Origin of the sequence: Desulfoprunum benzoelyticum, assembly GCF_014201505.1 — a bacterium.
Lineage (GTDB): Bacteria > Desulfobacterota > Desulfobulbia > Desulfobulbales > Desulfocapsaceae > Desulfoprunum > Desulfoprunum benzoelyticum.
The window spans coordinates 344773-363752 of sequence record NZ_JACHEO010000002.1 but is presented as its reverse complement, the minus strand read 5'-3'; the positions used below and the strand labels follow the sequence as shown (position 1 = coordinate 363752).

Genomic DNA, 18980 nt, shown 5'->3' with positions numbered 1-18980 from the left:
TTCTGCGATGCGCATTATCACCTCTCACCTCAACGCCGATTTCGACAGCCTGGCCTCGATGATCGCCGCCCAGAAGCTCTATCCCGACGCCCTCCTGATCTTTCCCGGATCGCAGGAAAAAAACGTCAGGGAATTCATCTCACAGACCCTGCTCTACCGCTACGAATTCCAGAAGGCCAAGAACATCGACCTGACCAGGGTCGAGACGCTCATTGTCGTCGATACGAGATCGTCCGAACGCATCGGCCACCTCGCCGCCTGCCTTGCCAACCCAGGAATCAAGGTGCACCTGTACGACCACCACCCCGCCACCGCCGGCGACATGCGGGGCGACCTCGAGATTACCAGGGATGTCGGCTCGACGACGACCATCCTCATCGACGAGTTGAAAAAGCGGGACATCGGCATCTCTGGCGAAGAGGCGACCATACTCGGACTCGGCATCTACGAAGACACCGGTTCGCTGACCCATCTGACCACCACCCCCGACGACCTCATCGCCGCCGCCTGGCTGCTGGAAAAAGGGGCGAAGCTCGATATCATCGCCCAGTTCATCACCTACGACCTGACCTCCACCCAGGTCGAGCTGCTCCACAGCCTGATGAAGACGGCGATCCAGTACACCATCCAGGGGATCCCGATCGTCGTCGTCACCTTGTCGCTGCCGACCTATGTCGATGACTTCGCGATGATCGCCCGGCGATTCATGCACATGGAGAACCTCGACACCCTGTTCGCCCTGATCTCGATGGCCGACCGCATCTACCTGATCGCCCGCAGCCGTATCGCCGAGGTCAACGTCGGCATCATCGCCCGGGATCTCGGCGGCGGCGGCCATGCCACCGCCGCTTCCGCCACCCTGCGCGACATGACCCTGACCGAGGCCCAGGAAAAACTCATCCATATCCTGCACCGCCACGTCCTGCCGCAGCCGATCGCCAGGGAGATGATGTCGAAGCCGGCCATTACCATCCCCGCCGACACGACAATCGCCGAGGCCAATGAGATCCTGACCCGCTACAGCATCACCGCCATGCCGGTCCTGTCGCCGCTCGTCATCGCAGAAGCCGACAAGACCCCTCCGCCCCGGTCAATCCTCGGGTTCATCTCGCGCATGGTGGTGGAGAAGGCCATCCACCACGATCTCGGAAACCTGCCGGTCAGCGCCTACATGACATCCGACATCGCCACCCTGCCTCCCGACGCGACCCTCGCCGACATCCAGGAACTGATCATCGAGCATCGCCAGCGTCTCATTCCCATCGTCGACAACGGCGTACTCCAGGGCATCATCACCCGCACCGACCTGCTCAACCGCCTGGTCAACGACCCCGCCCACCTGCCCAAAAACCTGCTGCACGAATCGGAACACCCGTCACTCGAGCGCAACCGCAATCTCAACACGATCATCATCGAGTGCCTCAACAAACCGATGATCGAACTGCTGCAGAAGATCGGTCTCGCCGCCGACGAACTGCAGTTCAACGCCTTTGCCGTCGGCGGTTTCGTCCGCGACCTGCTGCTCAAAAAGAACAACCTCGATCTCGATATCGTCATCGAAGGAGACGGCATCCAATTCGCCAAGAACCTTGCCAGGAAATTACAGGGCCGGATCAAGACCCATGAACGCTTCGGCACCGCCATGATCATGCTGCCGGACGGTACCAAGATCGATGTCGCCACCGCCCGGCTCGAGTATTACGAATACCCGGCGGCGCTGCCGACCGTCGAACTGTCGTCGATCAAGCTCGATCTCTATCGTCGGGACTTCACCATCAACGCGATGGCGATCCAGCTCAACCCCGAGCATTTCGGCACCCTGATCGATTTCTTCAACTGCCAGAACGACCTCAACCAACGATCGATCAAGGTCCTGCACAATCTCAGCTTCGTCGAAGATCCCAGCCGGATATTCCGGGCCATTCGCTTCGAGGCGCGCATGGCCTTCGAGATCGCCCCCCATACCCGGCGGTTGATGCATAACGCGGTCAGCATGCAGCTCTTCGGCAAAACCGACGATCCCCGATTTTTCTCCGAACTCAAACAGATTCTGTCCGAGGAGGACCCCGTCCCGGCCATCCGACGCCTGGCCGAGTTCAATCTCTTCCCCTTCCTCTGGCCGGAACTCAAACCCCACCTGAAGGTCGACCGCCGCTTTCTCCATATCCTGCATCAGGCGCAGAGGGCCATCTCCTGGTTTCGCCTGCTCTATCTCGATGAACCCTGCCACAACTGGATGGTTTATCTGCTTGCCATCATGAGCAGATCCCCGGATGAGGTGCTGACCGCGTTTTGCAGCCGGTTCCAGATTCCCCAGAAAATTGCCGACCGCCTCATCTGGCAGAAAACCCATGCCGAAAAGACAGCCAACCTGCTGTCGCGACGGGAAATCATCGCCAACAGTGAAATCTACTGGCTTCTGAAGGAACTGAGCATCGAAGGACTACTGTATCTGATGGCCCTGGCCCGCAAAAACCAGGTGAAAAAGGCGGCATCGAACTACGTCACGGCTCTGCGCTACATCCGAACCGACCTGACGGGTGACGACCTGATGGCCCTCGGCTACCGGCCGGGTCCGGAATTCAAGATGATCCTCAACGACCTCCTCGACGCCCGACTGGACGACCGGGTCCACAATCGCGAGGAAGAAATCGCCCTCCTCCACCGGACCTACCCCCCGGACTCCCTTGCCGCTGCCGGCCCGCATGCTTAGAGTGACTGATTGGCAGGCGATGTCGCCGCGCCGGTAGTTGCATTCATTTTTCCAGGCATCTCATGAACAATTTCATCACCGAGCTGATCATCATCGCCCCACCCCTGCTGCTGGCCCTCACCCTCCACGAATTCGCGCATGGCTATGTGGCCTACCGCCTCGGCGATCCGACGGCAAGAATGGCCGGAAGGCTGACGCTCAATCCGCTCAAACACCTCGACCCGCTTGGCACCATCGCCTTTTTTCTCATCAAGATCGGCTGGGCCAGGCCGGTTCCGGTCAATGCCGCCTACTTCCGCAACCCGCGCCAGGACATGCTGTGGGTAGCCCTGGCCGGTCCGGCGACCAATCTTATCGTGGCCGTCGTCAGCGCCATCGCCACCAAGGCTGTCTGGCTGCTGATGGAGGTGCTGCCCTCCACTCCGCTTGTCACCGCTGTCCTGATCCCGTTCCAGGCCATGCTGATCGCCAGCGTCTGGATCAACCTGGTGCTCTGCATTTTCAACTTTCTACCGATTCCGCCGCTCGACGGCAGCCGCATCCTCAGCGGCATCCTGCCGCAGAATCTGGCGGCGGCATATTCCCGGCTTGAACACTTCGGTTTTATCCTTATCCTGGTCCTTGCCTTCTCTGGCATCCTGTCGAAGATCATCACGCCGATCATCGACTTCGCCCACAGCCTTCTCCTCTCCTGACCGCAGGATCAACCAAGAGAGCTGTGACTGTCGTAGAGGTAACGCTTGATCTTGTGCGTCGCCGTCTTGACGAACGGTTCCCGGCGTTCGAAAATTTTCGTGATCCGTGACGCCGACGGCAGTTGCTCGTTCAATTCGCGCCGGGTGCTTTCGAGCCGTCCGTCAATGTACTCCCGCCGCTCGGCCCTCGACCGTCCTGCCGTTTCCTCGTCGATCACCTCGTAATCCGGATAGATCCAAGCCTCCAACCTGCCGTTGTTTTCGAGCACCAGTCCCTCCACGACCCAGTTGTAGCTGTTGATCTTGTGCTCGATTGCCTCGGGATAGACATTTTCTCCGTTGGGCAGGACGATGACATTCTTGGAACGACCACATACGTGGAGGTTGCCGGCGTCGTCGATGAAACCGAGATCGCCGGTCGCCAGCCAGCCGTCGGGCGACAGGACTTCGGCGGTGGCCTCCCCGTCGTTGTAGTAACCAAGCATTATGTTGGGCCCGCAGGCGCAGATTTCACCGATGCCGGTATCTGCGGCCGGGTCGGCAATTCTGATCTTGACCCCGGGAAGCGGTTTCCCGGTCGATCCGACCGTAATGGTTGCATCTCCGGCCGGTCCTCCTGCCAGCAGCGGCGAGGACTCGGTCAGACCATATCCGACCAGATACGGAAATTTCGCCTCTGCCAGAAACGTCTCGACCTCGGGATTGAGGGCGGCGCCGCCGATGCCCATCAGTTTGAGGTTGCCGCCGAAGAAATCGAGGAGTTTGAGACCGATTTTGCGATGGATCAGCCGACGCCCGAAGGACGTCTTGCACAGCATGGTCAGCAATCGGCTCTTCCCGATCTGAGGCAGGACCCGTTTTTTGTAAATCTTCTCGAGGACGAGAGGGACGGCGAAAATAACCAACGGTTTTTCATGCTGACAGAATTTCTGCAGGATGGCCGGCGTCGGGCTCTTGCCGGCATAGGCGATGCGGCTGCCGGTGATCAACGGCAGGATGAAACCGCAGGTAAACTCATACGTATGCGACATCGGCAGGATGGAGAGAAAAACCGACCCCGGGGGGATGGCCATCAGGCCCGATGCAGCGTAGGCGTTGGAGGTGAGATTTTTATGACTGAGCATCACCGCCTTGGAGTAGCCGGATGTGCCCGAAGTATAGAGAATCGCAGCCAGATCGTCCTGGTCGACATCGGAAAAGACAGGTAATTCGGCCGATTCAGCCAGGATTGTTTGCGCCCCCGCGAGGTAGTCGGCATACGTCACCACCGCCAGCAGTTCGAGATCAGGGACATGATCGTCGAGGGTGATGATCCTGCCCGGCCCGCCGCTCTTCAATTCCACGATCTTATCGACCTGCCGCTGCGTCGTGAAGAGGATCTTCACCTGCATCTCACCGAGGATATGGCGGACGTCGCTTTCCGGCAGATCCGGCAGCAGCGGGACCACCACCGCCCCCAGTCGGACCGCGGCGAAATAGGCGATTCCCCAGTTATGCGAGTTCTCCGCGAGAATGGCGATCCGATCACCTTTCCCCACACCCTCCCGCTGCATCCGGTACGCCAGAGCAATAACTCGGGCATGAACCTCGTTATAGGTGAGCGCCGGTTCAAGTGCCATGCCTATAGCCGGGGTATCGCCATACTTGCTGCAACTCGAATCCAGGACATAGTTCAGCGTCATCCGCACTTCCGTTGCATCCGTCATCTATTCACCTCAATATATTGTATACAGATTGTTCCATATCTCATCCCAAGGGGCATCATTGCCGTCGTCCCATAACCGTATCCGAATTCTACACAAACTGTCCACCCCGGTCAAACGCCTACTACCGTCCTGGCTGAGGATACACTTTACGCTGAAGTCTTTAAAATACTTGACTTTGCCATATCGTCCAGCTACAAATTATGAGACATTCATCATTCATTCCCAGGTATGAACCCCCAACGCTCAAGAGATTATGAATAGATTGACCATCCTCGGCACAACCCTGCTTACATTGTTATTCTTTACCGTCATAACCCTGTTCAGTCTCACCAGTCATGCAGATGCCGCAACCAAGAAAAAATACGTCAAAAAACGAACCGCCGGCACATCGACGGTGGTTGTTCTCGGCAAATACAACGATATCAGCAAGGTAAAACAGGTACTGCGCTCGACCGAATGTCCTGCGCCCGCAAAGGTCCAGGCGGTCTCCAGTCCGCGGAAAAAATCGACCACGTCCCCTGTCGACAACAGCAGGATCGGCAAACTCATATCGGCGCGAAGCGCCATCATCATCGATGGCAGAAGCGGCAGAACCCTCTACGCCAAAAATGCGGACAACCCGCGCCAACCCGCCAGCACCATCAAGATCCTGACCGGCATGATCGCGCTGAAATCCCTGAGCGGCAGCGAGCAGGTGTCCGTCAGCCGCCGGGCCGCCGACCAGCCGCGCTCGAAGGTCGACCTCAATCCGAAAAAGCATTACCAGGCTAACGATCTGATCAACGCCGTGTTGTTGGCCTCCGCCAATGACGCCAGCGTCGCCCTGGCCGAAAAAATCGCCGGCAGCGAATCGTCCTTCGCCAGAATGATGACCGAAAAAGCCCGGGAGTGGGGGGCAAAGAACACGGTCTGCAAGACCGCCAGCGGCCTTACCGCCAAGGGGCAGACCTCCACCGCCCGCGACCTCGCCGTCATGTTCCGGCATTTCATGCAGGATCCGGCCTTCGCCTCCCGGATGAAGCAGGTCAAGGTAAAAACCAGCTATGGCAGCCTGCTCCGCAATCACAACAAGGCCCTGTGGCAGGTTGAAGGCACCCAGGGCGGCAAGACCGGTTTCACCAATGCCGCCCGACAGACCTATGTCGGCAAGTTCAAGCGTGGGAACCAGGAGATCGTCATCGCCGTCATGGGCTGTGAAACGATGTGGGCCGATGTCAAAAAACTGGTCCAGCATGGATTTTCGCTGCAGGAACGTCTCGTCGCGGCCCCCTCCTCATCGACGATTGCGGGGCATGAACTCGTTGCCCGATCAACCCCCTGATCCCCATCGTCGATCCCAGTCATCCTGAAGGCAGCCGATCATTCCCGAACCGCCGCCGCACCGCCATAATCCCGGCATTCCTGTCATTTTCAGGAAAAACCCGACGCCCGAAGGGCCGGCAATTCCCTCGCCCCCAACCCTGATCTTCGGGGCAGCGTTCACGCTCGAACGGACTGCGTCCCGGGGTGATGGATGGAACGGCTAAGCCGTTGTATGGAATCAATCGTACCAGCGAAGCGTCGTTACCGGCAGAAGAGACCGTAACGAATCGGCTGAACAGGTAATGGTTATTCCGTAACGGCTCCTAAATGTAACTGCGAAGGCGGAGATCGAGGGGATGCGGGTGGAGATAGTACTGCTGCCGCAGATAGGGCTGGTTGTATTTGCGGACGAAATGATTGAGCAGGGTGATCGGGACGATCAACGGCACGTCGCCGTTGCGGTATGCATCGATGACCTCCAGCATCTCCTGTTTCTCATCCGCCGACAGATCTTTTTTGAAATAGCCAAGAGCATGCTGCAGAACATTGCAATGCTTTTTCGGTGTGGTCAGAACTCGCAATGTCTCGGCAAGAAGGACGCCGTATTCCCGATACGCCTCCTGCAGGTCTGCCGGCAGGTCAGCCACGAATCGGCCCATTCGGCGATAGTGTTCCTGGCTGTGAGCAAGAAGGAGCAGCTTGTGCCGGGCATGAAAGTCGACGAGCGCCCCTCTGCCGGACGACCCGGCGACCAGGTCGCGGAAATGGCGGTGGACGAAGACGCTCTCGATAAAGTTCTCTCGCAACCGGTCATCATTGAGCCGCCCATCCTCCTCGACCGGCAGCAGGGGGAAATGACGCACGAAAGTCCGGGCAAACATGCCGACTCCGGCACCGTGGGGCACTCCATCCTGACTGTAGACCTTGACTCGGAAAAGGCCGCTGCTCGGCGAGCCTTTCTTGAAGATGAAGCCGCAGAGTCCTTCGCTCTCCAACTGCCGAACCCTTGCCTCCGCCCAAGTCGACATCGTTTCGGTATGATCGATTCCGGTCCGGCGGGTAATGAGCCTGGGGTTGTCCGTATCACCTATGAGACGCATCGCCTCTCTCGGCACCGGCATACCGCATTCCACCTCGGGACATACCGGCACGAGCTCCATGTGTTGCCCCAGGATATCACGGATGAAGTGATTGAGCTGGTGCCCGCCATCATAGCGAACTTTTTGGCCGAGAAGACAGGCACTGACACCGATCTTCAATTTTCCGTTCTCTTCCTTCATCAGCTCCATAGTTCCGTATCCAAGCAGGCCCGCCCCCGGGAAATCTTCAGGCAGGCAGGGTATTTGAGGTAGATACCGGCTTGATCAGCCGATGGACGGCATCCACCAGATCAAGGCGGTTGAACGGTTTCGGCAGGGTCGTTACCCGATCGATATATCCGGCCACACTGAGATATCTCTCCTTGTCGATGACTCCTCCGCCGGAGATGGCGATGACTGGAATATCGGGATCGGTCTGACGCAGTTCGAGAATGGTTTTCAATCCGTCCTTCACCGGCATGACCAGATCGGTAATGACGAGATCGAAAGGTTGTTTTCTAAATATCTCGATCCCTTCCTGCCCATTCCTGGCCTCGACGACGTCATAGCCGTCGATCTCCAGAATCTGTCGGAGAATATCAAGAGATGTTTCTTCATCATCGATAATCAATATGTGTTGCATTCTATTCCATTCCGGTAAAAAACCGTATCTCCGAACCTGCCGCTACAGCGGTATACGGCCTACCGCAAAAGGTATGAGACAAAAACACCTGCAGCGGCTTCTTTTCCAATCCTTCATCATTCATACCCAATCCTGGGAACGAAAACAACCAGGATCACCGTATCAGAAACCGCCACCGGGCAGCGGAAACACCGCCTGTATTGTTTGCAGGGAGGCGAGAGAATGTATTGGCCAACCCCAGTCACCTCTCTCCCCACGGCTGCACACTCTCAATCCAGCGAGCGTACGAGCCTGCCAAAGCCGCCGGGGATGGTCGCGGATGACCAGAAACAGCGCCCCTGCTTGTAATCGACAAACCAGTGCCCACTCGGCTTTCTCCGGGCGGCGACAAAAATGAACGGTTGCTCCCGCGAAAAACAGGGGTGGAGATGGAGGCCCTTGTCATTCCGTTGCGGTTCCATCAGCGACATCGCTTCCTCGAGGGTCGGCAAACGCCAATCATGGAAGCCGGCAAGCCCCTGTTCATTGGCCTCGTCCACACTCTTCTGTATCATCCGATAGGAAGCGATATCGAACCCTTGCCGCTGCCACATCAACGAAGTCCGCAGGTCGATCGCGATCCGGCCGTCATCGCCATCAACGAGCAGATTGTCGAACCGGCCCCGCCCATTGAGATCGGCATCATAAAAATTCCACCTTCTGACGATGGCAGCAGCCTCTTCATCCCTGATATCCAGAGCAACGGCGGGCAGCATGATCATATCTTGCAGCCTGTCGACCGCCGAACGAGACGGCAGCGCAGGGCCCATGTCCTCAATATCGACTTTTTCCTCCACCGGGACAATCAGCGACCCATCCCCGCCTTCAAGGACATTCTCTACCAGCCACTGCCTGACCTGGTCATTGATGGCGTAGCTCTTTTCGAAGCGCGAGGAAAGCCCCTGGCCTTCGACGCATCTCCTCACCAGTTCCGCCGGAGCCTTGATTTCAGCGATAATTCTCGCATGTTTGACGGCTCGCTCCATCAGGCACAGTTTCGGTTCTTCTCCCCAGTTGTCGATGAAGAAATAATACACAAATTCCTTGTTATTGCGCACCCTCTCCCTTCCACCCCAGGACTCGTAGGTGCCGAAACTGAGATCCGGGCTCATCTCCCAGTCGATGGAGCTGATCGTTCGCTGGCCGAACTGCAGTCGATGAAACGTTCCCATGGTATTTTCTCCACTGTGTGATTCCATCAGGAGCGCCGTCCTTCTGAAATACTTTATTCCAAAGCATATTGTAGTGTATGATGCAGGAGCACTTCCAGCGCGCGCACTTTTCCGGTCCTCTGCATTTCTTAATAATAGGAATAATTATCATATATGTCCAGTCTTCCTCCCCCTTTTCGAAAAAAAAGAGGCAGCCCGGTTCCGCTGGGTGTTTCACCTTCTCCAGAGGGAGGATACAATTTCGCGGTGTTCAGCCGCCACGCCGCCGGGGTGGTCCTCGTCATCGATTTCACCTCAGCTACCGGGGCCACGAACGATCGCCATGAAATCCCGTTGCATCCCGATGAAAACAGGACCGGTGACATCTGGCATATCAGGCTCGAAACCGCTCTGGACCAGTTCACCTATGGCTATCGCATGGACGGGACTTTTTCACCGGCGCATAACGGGCTTATCTACGATCCCGACACCCTCCTCATCGATCCGTTGTGCCCCCGCCTTCTGCCGAGAAAATGGGGAGAAAAATGTGCCTACGGCAGGGCCCCGTCCTGCAGCACCCCGGCCAGGCAGGATTTCGACTGGGAAGGGGACCGGCCCCTGAAAACGCCGTTGCCGGAAACAGTGGTCTACGAACTCCACCCACGGGGGTTCACCCGGCACCCCAGTGCCGGCGTTTCCCACCCCGGCACCTATCTCGGGATCGTCGACAAAATTCCGTATCTGAAGGCCCTCGGCATCACCGCCGTCGAACTGATGCCGGTGACGGAATTCGATGAGAACGATATCGTCTTCCACGATCCCGACAGTTCCGAACCACTGAAAAACTTCTGGGGCTACAATCCGGTTTCCTTCTTCGCGCTCAAATCGGGGTACGCCGCCGATTGCGGCAACCATGTCAATGAATTCAAATCAATGGTCAAAAGCCTGCACCAGGCCGGAATCGAGGTCTTCCTCGATATCGTCTTCAACCATACCGGCGAAGGAGGATACGACGGCCCGACGAGCAGCTTCCGCGGCATCGACAACCCCATCTACTATCTTCTCGACCAGGAAAACCGGACCTATCTCAACTTCTCAGGCTGCGGCAACACCCTCAACTGCAATCACCCGGTGGTCCGGAGCCTGATCCGCGATGCCCTTCGCTTCTGGGTCATCGAGATGCACGTCGACGGATTCCGTTTCGATCTCGCCTCGATCCTCGGCCGGGACCGTACCGGCCAGGTCCTCGCCAACCCGCCGGTGATCGAGATGATCGCCGAAGACCCGGTACTCAGAGATACCAAAATCATCGCCGAGGCCTGGGATGCCGCCGGTCTGTACCAGGTCGGCTCCTTTTCCACCGACAGTCGCTGGGCCGAGTGGAACGGCCGCTTTCGTGATGACGTCCGAGCCTTCATGGCCGGTCATGACGACATGGTCACCCGGCTCGCCACCCGCATCGCCGGCAGTTCCGACCTGTATCAAACCAGCTGTCGCAGCCCCTTGAGCTCGATCAACTTCATCACCAGCCATGACGGCTTCACCCTGTACGACCTGGTGAGCTACGAGAAGAAGCGGAATCGGGCCAACGGCGAGGACAATCGTGATGGCGAAAATCACAACCTCAGCTGGAACAGCGGTTTCGAGGGCGACCCTGGCCCGCGGCCGGTCCGGAAGCTCCGTTTCCGGCGCATGCGGAGCATGGCGACCATCCTTCTCCTGTCCCAGGGGATTCCGATGATCACTGCCGGCGACGAGTTCGGCCGTAGCCAGCAGGGAAACAACAACGCCTGGTGCCAGGACAACCGGATCGGCTGGATCGACTGGAGTCTCGCCCACAAAAACAAAGATCTGCTCCGGTTTTTCCGGCGCTGCATTGATCTGCGAAAGAAGCATCCGGTCTTCAGACGTGAGGAATTTTTCCGCCACCACGAAGCAGATCCGGAAACCGACCATGCCCCGGAAATTACCTGGCAGTACCTCGAACCCGGGCAACCGAACTGGGCCCCGGACTGTCATGGGCTCGCCTTTCTCCTTCATGGCCGACGGCAGGGCATGATCCGCGACGATGATTTTTTCATCATGATCAACGGCAGTCGCGAGGAAACACTGTCTTTCACCCTCCCCGGCCCCCCCGAAGACACCGTCGGTCGTGCCTGGTTCCGGATCATCGACACCTCCGCCGCCGCACCGGACGACTTTGTCGATCCCGGTCTCCATCCGCCTCTCGACAGCGGCCAGGTTCTCGCCGTACTTCCCCAGTCGGTCGTGGTGCTGCAGTCCAGGCCCGGAACGTGACTGCGGTCTCGGCAGCTGCCCCCCATCCCGTCAGGGAGGCGAGAAAACCTTTGGCGGGAAACTGACGAGCATGGTAATGTAGTGCGGTGTGTTATTTCTCGTCAAATATTATTTTTTCAATAATAGTAGCATATTGTCGACACCGACATGTTCACCCGAACCAGTCAGGCCGCAACCGGCAGCTTCCTCCTTCTCGGTGATTCTCTCGTCGCCGACAATAACTGGCAGCGTCGGATACCTTTCTGCAAGGTATTGAACTACGGCGTTCCCGGCGCCACCGCCTTCGATCTCCTCGCCTCCCTGCCGGATCTGAGCGAGCACGTGGGATCGCCGGCCGCCATACTGATCATGATCGGCACCAACGACGCCCTCGAGGGGCAGCTCGATTTCGTCGACTGCCTGCGTCGTATAGTCGTCCAACTCAGCGGGGATTTTCCAGCCGCCGAGATCATCGTCACCAGTCTCCTGCCGATGCGGCGATTTTTTCCAAGCATTGCGGAGATTGCCACGATCAACGCTGATATCAAAGCGATGACGATGCAGACGGGCAGCTGCTATCTCGATGTCTGCTCCAAGTTCATCCAGTCGGACGCAGACCTGTTTCAAGAAGACGGTGTCCATCTGACCCCCCAGGCATATGAAATCTGGGCCAGGACCCTGCTCGAACATATCGCCTTCCTCATCGAACATGATGATGAGTAAGGTACAACCATTCTTCTTTTCATATCCACGATGAACGCAATGAGACAACTTTTCCACGGCAAACGTATTTCGGTGTGCACTTTTTTTGTCCTCCTGACCCTCGCCCTCGCCGGCATGGCCACAGCGGCGACTCCCTCAACCGACGCCGGAAGCGGCGCCGCCGGCCAAGGCAAGATCATCGAGACAATGAATTCGGGAGGATATACCTACCTGCTGGTCGAGTCCGGCAAGGACAAAACCTGGGTGGCCATCCCCGAGACGACCGTCAAGACCGGCCAAACCGTAAGCTACCAGGCGGGGATGACGATGAAGGATTTTCACAGCAAAACTCTGGACCGAACCTTTGCCGCCCTCGTTTTCTCACCCGGTCTTGACGGCAATCCCGCCGGGGACAAGACCGGCCCGGCGACGTCAGCGCCAGCCGGCGACAAAGGCTCGTTCGCCTCGGCGGTCGAGGCCGAAAAAACCGCCGAAGCGCCGCCGGCGTCGACTTCCGGAGGCAGTGGCGGGGCTGTCGTCCCCTTCGCTGAAATCGCGGTCGACAAGGCCAGTGGCCCCAATGGATACACGGTGCACGAAATATTCCTCAAAGCCAAGGACTTGAACGGCAAAACCGTACGGGTACAGGGCAAGGTCATGAAGATCAACATGAACATCATGGGCCGCAACTGGGTCCACCTGCAGGACGGTTCCGGCGACCCGTTGACCAACACCCACGACCTCGTCGTCACCACCGCCGCAACCCCGACCGAGGGGACGGTCGTCACCGCTGAAGGAACAATGGTTGCCGACAAGGACTTTGGAGCCGGCTACGCTTATGCCGCAATCGTCGAGGATGCAAAATTCCTCCCCTGACAGCTATGCGACCGGACATCCACCTCCTTGTCGTCGGACCGGGCGCACTTGGCTGCCTTGTTGTCGCCGCCCTCAGCAGGGGAATGGAAGGAACCGGATCCCGGCTGTCAGTGCTTGACCACGATCGCAACCGTGCCGACCTCCTCAACCGCCAGGGCATCTGCTGCGAACTGGATGGGAATCGCCGCCGTTTCCCGATTCCCGTGACGGCGGATCCGGAGACCGCCGGACCGGCCGATGTCGTCATCCTCTGCGTCAAGTCCTACGATGTCCTCGCGAGCCTTGCATCCTGCCGGCCTCTCCTAACCGAGGGGACAGTCCTTCTCTTCCTGCAGAACGGGATCGCCCACCTCGACTGCGGTGACGCAGCCGGCGAAGCGGCCATCGCCTACGGCACGACGACGGAAGGAGCGACACTGCTGAACCCGGGCCATGTCCGCCACGCCGGTCACGGGGCCACGTTTCTCGGCTTCCCATCGCCGGCCGATGCCCATAGCACCACGCTCCTCCACCAGACGGCGGCGATCTGCAGCCGCGGTGGACTGACCACGACCATGACCGACGACATCCTTCATCGCCTCTGGGCCAAACTTTTCGTCAATGTCGGCATCAACGCCCTGACCGCCATCCATGGCTGTGCCAACGGCGACCTCCTCACCCTCCCCGGCATCGTCGAGCGGATGCGGACCGCGGTGGCCGAGGCCGAGCGGGTGGCCCGCGCCGGGGGCATCGTCGTCACCGGTGATCCCTATTCCGCCACTGTCGAGGTCTGCAGAAAAACGGCCGATAACATCTCCTCGATGCTGCAGGATGTGCGGCGCAGGCGACGGACGGAAATCGACGCCATCAACGGCGCCATCGTCAGGGAAGGGCGATCACTCGGATTGGAAACACCGGAGAACCTCCGCCTGGTCGAGCAGATCAGGGCGATCGAAGCGGGCTACGCCGCACCCCACTGACAACCAACCGCCATGAAGATCCTCCCCCACGAGATCGGTTTCGATCTGGACGGCGTCATCGCCGACACCGCCGCCACCTTCATCCGTCTGGCCTGTGAAGAGCACGACTACTGCTCGTTCACCCTGGCCGACATCACCTCCTTCCGTGTCGAGGATTGTCTCGATATCCCGATGCCGCTGGTGGAGCGGATCTTTACCGACATTCTCGAAGATTCGCTCGGCACCGGTCTGCTGCCGATGCCGGGGGCGGTCGAGGTCATGACCGAGCTCGCGGCCGCCGCCCCGGTGACGATCATCACCGCTCGCCCATTGCTGCAGCCGGCCAGGGACTGGATTGATGCGCACTTTTCCGGGAAGGCGAGCCGTTCAATCAACCTGATCGCCATGGGCGACCCGGACGACAAGGCCCGGTATATCCACGAACACGGCCTCCGCTATTTCGTCGACGATCGCCCTGAGACCTGCCGCCAGCTGGCGGTCGAAAACATCACCCCGCTGATCTTTTCTCAGCCCTGGAACCAGGGCCGGCAGGACCTGCGATCAGTGACCAGCTGGCAGGAAATACGACAACTGATCACCCTGTAGCTCTATTTTACGAGTAATTTCAAATACAATGACAACGGGCGCCATGAGAAGACAGGACAAACCCGGGCGCTGGCGGCCTGCGCCACCCTGAGTCGTCGGACCTTCCCGCCGTTGAAAGGATGACAGGCAACGCTTGATTCGGAACCGAAGAAGGATGACTACGATGCACTGCCCCCACTGCCATCAACCTATCACCGTCCATCGCAACCCGATCCCGACCGTCGATATCATCATCGAGATCGGTGACAGGATCGTCTTGATCGAGCGGAAAAATCCGCCCTACGGCTGGGCTCTGCCCGGGGGTTTTGTCGATTACGGGGAATCCTACGAACAGGCGGCCCGGCGCGAGGCCCAGGAAGAGACAGGGCTCGCCGTCACCGACCTCAGGCAGTTCCACACCTACTCCGCCCCGGGGCGCGATCCCCGCCAGCATAGCGCCTCGACCGTCTTCATCGCCAGGGCGGAAGGTGATCCGGTCGCCGGCGACGACGCCGGCAAAGTTGCCCTCTGCACCAGCACAGATCTGCCGCAGCTGGCCTTTGACCACGCCCTGATCCTTGCCGACTACTATGCGGCAAAAGCGGCAGGCAGGTGAGGGACGGAAAAAAGACCGCCTAAAAGATCATCTGCAGCAGCCAGAACGCCAGCAGACCCGTGCCCACGGATCCATACAGCAGCAGTCAGGGGATGCAGTCGCTGCCGTACTTTCTGGCGATGACGGCGAAGGTGGCGATGCCGATCGCCACCGAACAGAGCAGAATAAGCAACGCCTTCATGGCGCACCTCAGGCCTTGAGTTTGACCCCGCCCTTCTTGCGCAGGCGGATCGATTCCGGCGTCACCTCGACGAGTTCGTCGTCGTTGATATAGGCGATGCAATCCTCCAGGCTCATCAGCACCGGCGGGGTGAGGATGACCGCCTCGTCCGAGCCGGAGGCCCGCATGTTGGTAAGCTTCTTGCCTTTGGCCGGGTTGACGACGAGATCGACCGAGCGGCAATGCTCACCGATAATCTGCCCCTGGTACAGGGCGACACCGGGATTGATGAACAGCCGGCCCCGCTCCTGGAGGTTGAAGAGGGCATAGGCGACGGCGGTGCAGGGTTCCTTGACCACCAACACCCCGTTGACGCGGTTGACGATGTCGCCGGCGTAGGGACCGTACTCATGAAAGACGTAATTCATGATCCCCATGCCCTTGGTGTCGGTCATGAACTGCGACCGGTAACCGAGCAGACCGCGGGTCGGAATCACGAACACCAGGCGCACCATGCCGTTGGCGGTGGTCATCTCCTCCATCTGGCCCTTGAGCTTGCCCAGCTTTTCGATCACCGCCCCCTGATAGAGCTCATCGACATCGACGCTCAGACGTTCGTACGGTTCCAACAACTGGCCGTTCTCGTCCTCCTTCATGATGACCTGCGGCCGGGTGACCTGGAATTCATAGCCCTCACGCCGCATCTTCTCAATCAGGATCGACAGGTGCAGCTCACCCCGGCCGGAAACCTTGAAGCCCACGGCATCGCTCAGGGACTCGTAGCGGAGCGCGACATCGGCCAGCGCCTCCCGCTGCAGCCGCTCCTCGATATGCCGCGAGGTCACGAATTTCCCCTCTCTGCCGGCAAAGGGCGAATCGTTGGGAATGAAGTTCATCGAGATGGTCGGCGGATCGATCGTTATCAGCGGCAGCGGCCGGGGATCGAGCGGATCGGTGAAGGTCACCCCGACGGTGACGTCCTCCATCCCGGCGATGGCGACGATCTCCCCCACTCCGACCGTGTCGACTGCAACCTTCTCCGAGCTCTGGAAGCGGAAGATCTTCGAGATCCGTACCGGCTTGATCGAGCCGTCGCGGCGGGCGACGACGATCGGCTGGTTGATCGACATCGTCCCGTTGACGACCTTGCCGATGCCCAGGCGCCCGAGGTAGGGCGAGTATTCGATGGTCCCGACCTGCATCTGCAGGGGCTGGTCGCTCGCCCCTTTCGGGGCCGGGATATGCGCAACGATCATCTCCGACACACTGTCCATATTGCGATGGGTCTCGATATCGTCTTCGAGACTGAGCATCGAGTACCCCCCCTTGGCCGAGGCGTAGACGACCGCGAAATCGAGAATATTGTCGGGGGCGTTGAGTTTGACGAAGAGGTCGAAGACCTGGTCGACGACCCAGTCGCAGCGGGCCGCCGGCTTGTCGATCTTGTTGATGACGACGATGACCGGCAGATGGTTCTGCAGGGCCTTCTTGAGGACGAAATAGGTCTGCGGCATCGGCCCCTCCTGGGCATCGACCAGCAGCAGGGCCCCGTCGGCCATCCGCAATACCCGCTCGACCTGGCCGCCGAAATCGGCATGACCAGGGGTATCGATGATGTTGATCCAGAAATCCTTGTATTGGTAGGAGCCGTTCTTGGCGGTGATCGTGATGCCGCGTTCCCGCTCGAGATCCATCGAGTCCATCAGCCGCTCCGACACCTGCTGATTATCACGAAACATTCCGGAATGTTTAAATAATTGATCAACAAGTGTGGTCTTTCCATGATCAACGTGGGCGATGATCGCCACGTTGCGTATCTTTGCCTGTTCCATTTCTCATTATCCTGAAGAAGTTGCAGAGCCCACTGCGTTCTGCGGCGGCGAGGTCATGTTGGGAGATGATACAACAAAAAAAGCACTCACCTGGACAGGGGGTGCCGGGATTCAAATCCGCCAGTACGGATTTTCAAAGAAAAAAGAGAATAATATTACTCCAACGATTTCGGGATGGCAAGAAAAAGCCGAATGGACGTTGAATCGGCGCACCCTGCTCCTCTGCCTACAACCGGCTCAGAACCTTGCGGCGGGATACGGCCGATCGTTGCAGCACCGGGATTGCTCCGTCGACGTAATCGTAGACCCTCGCCTCCTTGTTGGCGGCAGGCCGCATGATCCGACCGATGACCTGCAGCAGCCGGCCCTCGAAGGTGATCGGAGTTGTCAGGAACAGGCTGCTGAGACCGGGACAGTCGAAGCCCTCGCCGATCAGCTGCAGGGTGGCGACCAGGACCTGGAGCTCGCCGTTCTGGACTGCGGCGACCACGGCATGGCGCCTCTCCTGGGAAACCTGCCCGGTCAGCAGTTCTACCCGGATCCCGCGGCGCCGGAGCTCATCGGCAAAGATTTCGCAATGGCCGACGCGGTCGGAGACGACCAGTGCCGTTCCGGCATCCGGTTCCGCCACCGTCCGGCAGATATCTTCGATAATCTGGAGATTCCGCCCCTCGTGGCCGGCCAGCGCCCTGATCAGGGCCTGGTAGTCGCCGCGATAGCTGAAGGTGAACGCCGTTTCCCGCTGGATCAGGCGCGGCCTGAGGACGGCGCCGCTGGCCTCCAGTTCCCCCTGATCGACCTTGTGAATCCTGTCGCCCATGAAATAATAGATCAACCGGGTGAAGCCGTCGTCGCTGCGAAAGGCGGTGGCCGAGAGACCGAGGAGGTAATGGCTGTCGAAATGCGAGACGACATCGGTGAACAGCGCCGCCGGGACCCGGTGACACTCATCGACCACGAGGTGGCCGAAATGAGGGACAAGCGCCGCCACGTGTTTGCGCGCCGAATTGACAATGGCCACGGTGAACGGCTCGACGACGAAATGCCCGTCGCCCACCAGCCCGACCGGACAACCGAGAAATTCAGAGGCCCGATCCCGCCACTGGTAGAGCAGTTCCCGGGTATGGACGACAACCAGAACCGGCTGCCGTCTCTCGGCAATCAGGGCCAGGGCCATGATCGTCTTGCCGCTGCCGGTCCCGGCCTCGATAACGCCGAAAGATCGCCGCCGGGCGTTTTCGACCGCCTCCTGCTGGTAGGACCGCAGCGCGCCGGAAAAATGGAAATCGATCTCCGGCAGCAGGCGCCGGTGGTCGACAATCTCCGGCGAGCAGCCCATCAATTGCCGGCACAGCAGGATCGCCTGGTTGGAAAATCCGCGTGGAAAACGGAGACCACCCGGAACCGGGACATAGTATTCCAGCGTCGGCTTGAGCCGTTTGCCGATCCACCGGCCATAGCGTTTGGCGGCAACGTAGCGGGGGTTATCGATGGTCAGCAGCCGCTTGAGTTCCAGCTCGACAGCAGTGTCGATTCCTGCCAGAAGGCAGTCGGCGGACACGGTGAGGATCGGCGTTTGCATGGGGAGGGTGGCGATCAAAGGTCGCTTGTGCTCTGTCGATGAATTGGCTACTATCGCCTGGATGCCGGCACCGCCGCGGAGGTC

At 59.1% G+C, this 18980-nt stretch carries 15 protein-coding genes; 9 read left to right on the top strand and 6 right to left on the bottom strand.

The window, feature by feature from the left end; all coding sequences use genetic code 11:
- The first annotated feature begins 7 nt into the window (after window positions 1-7).
- Complete coding sequence (locus HNQ81_RS04120; protein WP_183348587.1) at window positions 8-2713, top strand: CBS domain-containing protein; 2706 nt, start codon at window positions 8-10, stop codon at window positions 2711-2713.
- Window positions 2714-2775: 62 nt separating this feature from the next.
- Window positions 2776-3408 carry a site-2 protease family protein gene (locus HNQ81_RS04115; RefSeq protein ID WP_183348585.1) on the top strand — a complete coding sequence of 211 codons (633 nt, stop codon included), beginning with the start codon at window positions 2776-2778 and terminating at the stop codon, window positions 3406-3408.
- 8 nt (window positions 3409-3416) lie between these two features.
- Here HNQ81_RS04115 and HNQ81_RS04110 read toward each other — a convergent pair whose 3' ends face one another.
- Window positions 3417-5114, bottom strand: coding sequence for an AMP-binding protein (locus HNQ81_RS04110; protein WP_183348583.1), 1698 nt, complete (start codon window positions 5112-5114; stop codon window positions 3417-3419).
- A 253-nt stretch (window positions 5115-5367) separates the two neighbouring features.
- Here HNQ81_RS04110 and HNQ81_RS04105 point away from each other — a divergent pair, with 253 nt between their 5' ends.
- Window positions 5368-6435: a D-alanyl-D-alanine carboxypeptidase family protein gene (locus HNQ81_RS04105; RefSeq protein WP_183348581.1), complete on the top strand. Its 1068-nt coding sequence runs from the start codon at window positions 5368-5370 to the stop codon at window positions 6433-6435.
- Between the two features lie 304 nt (window positions 6436-6739).
- On the opposite strand, the gene HNQ81_RS04100 is transcribed toward HNQ81_RS04105, so the two are convergent.
- From HNQ81_RS04100 to HNQ81_RS04090, 3 genes are all read right to left on the bottom strand, one after another.
- Entirely contained in the window at window positions 6740-7696 is a 957-nt protein-coding gene (locus HNQ81_RS04100) for a YbgA family protein (protein ID WP_183348579.1), read from the bottom strand.
- 46 nt (window positions 7697-7742) lie between these two features.
- On the bottom strand, window positions 7743-8138 hold the full coding sequence (locus tag HNQ81_RS04095; protein WP_183348577.1) for a response regulator: 396 nt from the start codon (window positions 8136-8138) through the stop codon (window positions 7743-7745).
- 269 nt (window positions 8139-8407) lie between these two features.
- Window positions 8408-9349 carry an Lcl C-terminal domain-containing protein gene (locus tag HNQ81_RS04090; protein WP_183348575.1) on the bottom strand — a complete coding sequence of 314 codons (942 nt, stop codon included), beginning with the start codon at window positions 9347-9349 and terminating at the stop codon, window positions 8408-8410.
- Between the two features lie 153 nt (window positions 9350-9502).
- Here HNQ81_RS04090 and glgX point away from each other — a divergent pair, with 153 nt between their 5' ends.
- The 6 genes from glgX to HNQ81_RS04060 all read left to right on the top strand — a co-directional run bounded on the left by glgX (window position 9503) and on the right by HNQ81_RS04060 (window position 15322).
- Window positions 9503-11626 carry a glycogen debranching protein GlgX gene (gene glgX, locus HNQ81_RS04085; RefSeq protein ID WP_183348573.1) on the top strand — a complete coding sequence of 708 codons (2124 nt, stop codon included), beginning with the start codon at window positions 9503-9505 and terminating at the stop codon, window positions 11624-11626.
- 147 nt (window positions 11627-11773) lie between these two features.
- Window positions 11774-12328: a GDSL-type esterase/lipase family protein gene (locus tag HNQ81_RS04080; RefSeq protein WP_183348571.1), complete on the top strand. Its 555-nt coding sequence runs from the start codon at window positions 11774-11776 to the stop codon at window positions 12326-12328.
- Window positions 12329-12367: 39 nt separating this feature from the next.
- On the top strand, window positions 12368-13183 hold the full coding sequence (locus HNQ81_RS04075) for a DNA-binding protein (RefSeq protein WP_183348569.1): 816 nt from the start codon (window positions 12368-12370) through the stop codon (window positions 13181-13183).
- 5 nt (window positions 13184-13188) lie between these two features.
- Entirely contained in the window at window positions 13189-14142 is a 954-nt protein-coding gene (locus HNQ81_RS04070) for a ketopantoate reductase family protein (RefSeq protein ID WP_183348567.1), read from the top strand.
- A gap of 12 nt (window positions 14143-14154) precedes the next feature.
- Window positions 14155-14727 carry a 5' nucleotidase, NT5C type gene (locus HNQ81_RS04065; protein ID WP_183348565.1) on the top strand — a complete coding sequence of 191 codons (573 nt, stop codon included), beginning with the start codon at window positions 14155-14157 and terminating at the stop codon, window positions 14725-14727.
- A gap of 163 nt (window positions 14728-14890) precedes the next feature.
- Window positions 14891-15322 carry an NUDIX domain-containing protein gene (locus tag HNQ81_RS04060; protein WP_183348665.1) on the top strand — a complete coding sequence of 144 codons (432 nt, stop codon included), beginning with the start codon at window positions 14891-14893 and terminating at the stop codon, window positions 15320-15322.
- Window positions 15323-15511: 189 nt separating this feature from the next.
- Here the strand turns inward: HNQ81_RS04060 and typA are convergent, their stop codons facing one another.
- Both typA and HNQ81_RS04050 read right to left on the bottom strand, forming a co-directional pair.
- Window positions 15512-17314 carry a translational GTPase TypA gene (gene typA, locus HNQ81_RS04055; RefSeq protein ID WP_183348563.1) on the bottom strand — a complete coding sequence of 601 codons (1803 nt, stop codon included), beginning with the start codon at window positions 17312-17314 and terminating at the stop codon, window positions 15512-15514.
- A gap of 226 nt (window positions 17315-17540) precedes the next feature.
- Window positions 17541-18896: a DEAD/DEAH box helicase gene (locus tag HNQ81_RS04050; protein ID WP_183348561.1), complete on the bottom strand. Its 1356-nt coding sequence runs from the start codon at window positions 18894-18896 to the stop codon at window positions 17541-17543.
- Between the last annotated feature and the right edge of the window lie 84 nt (window positions 18897-18980).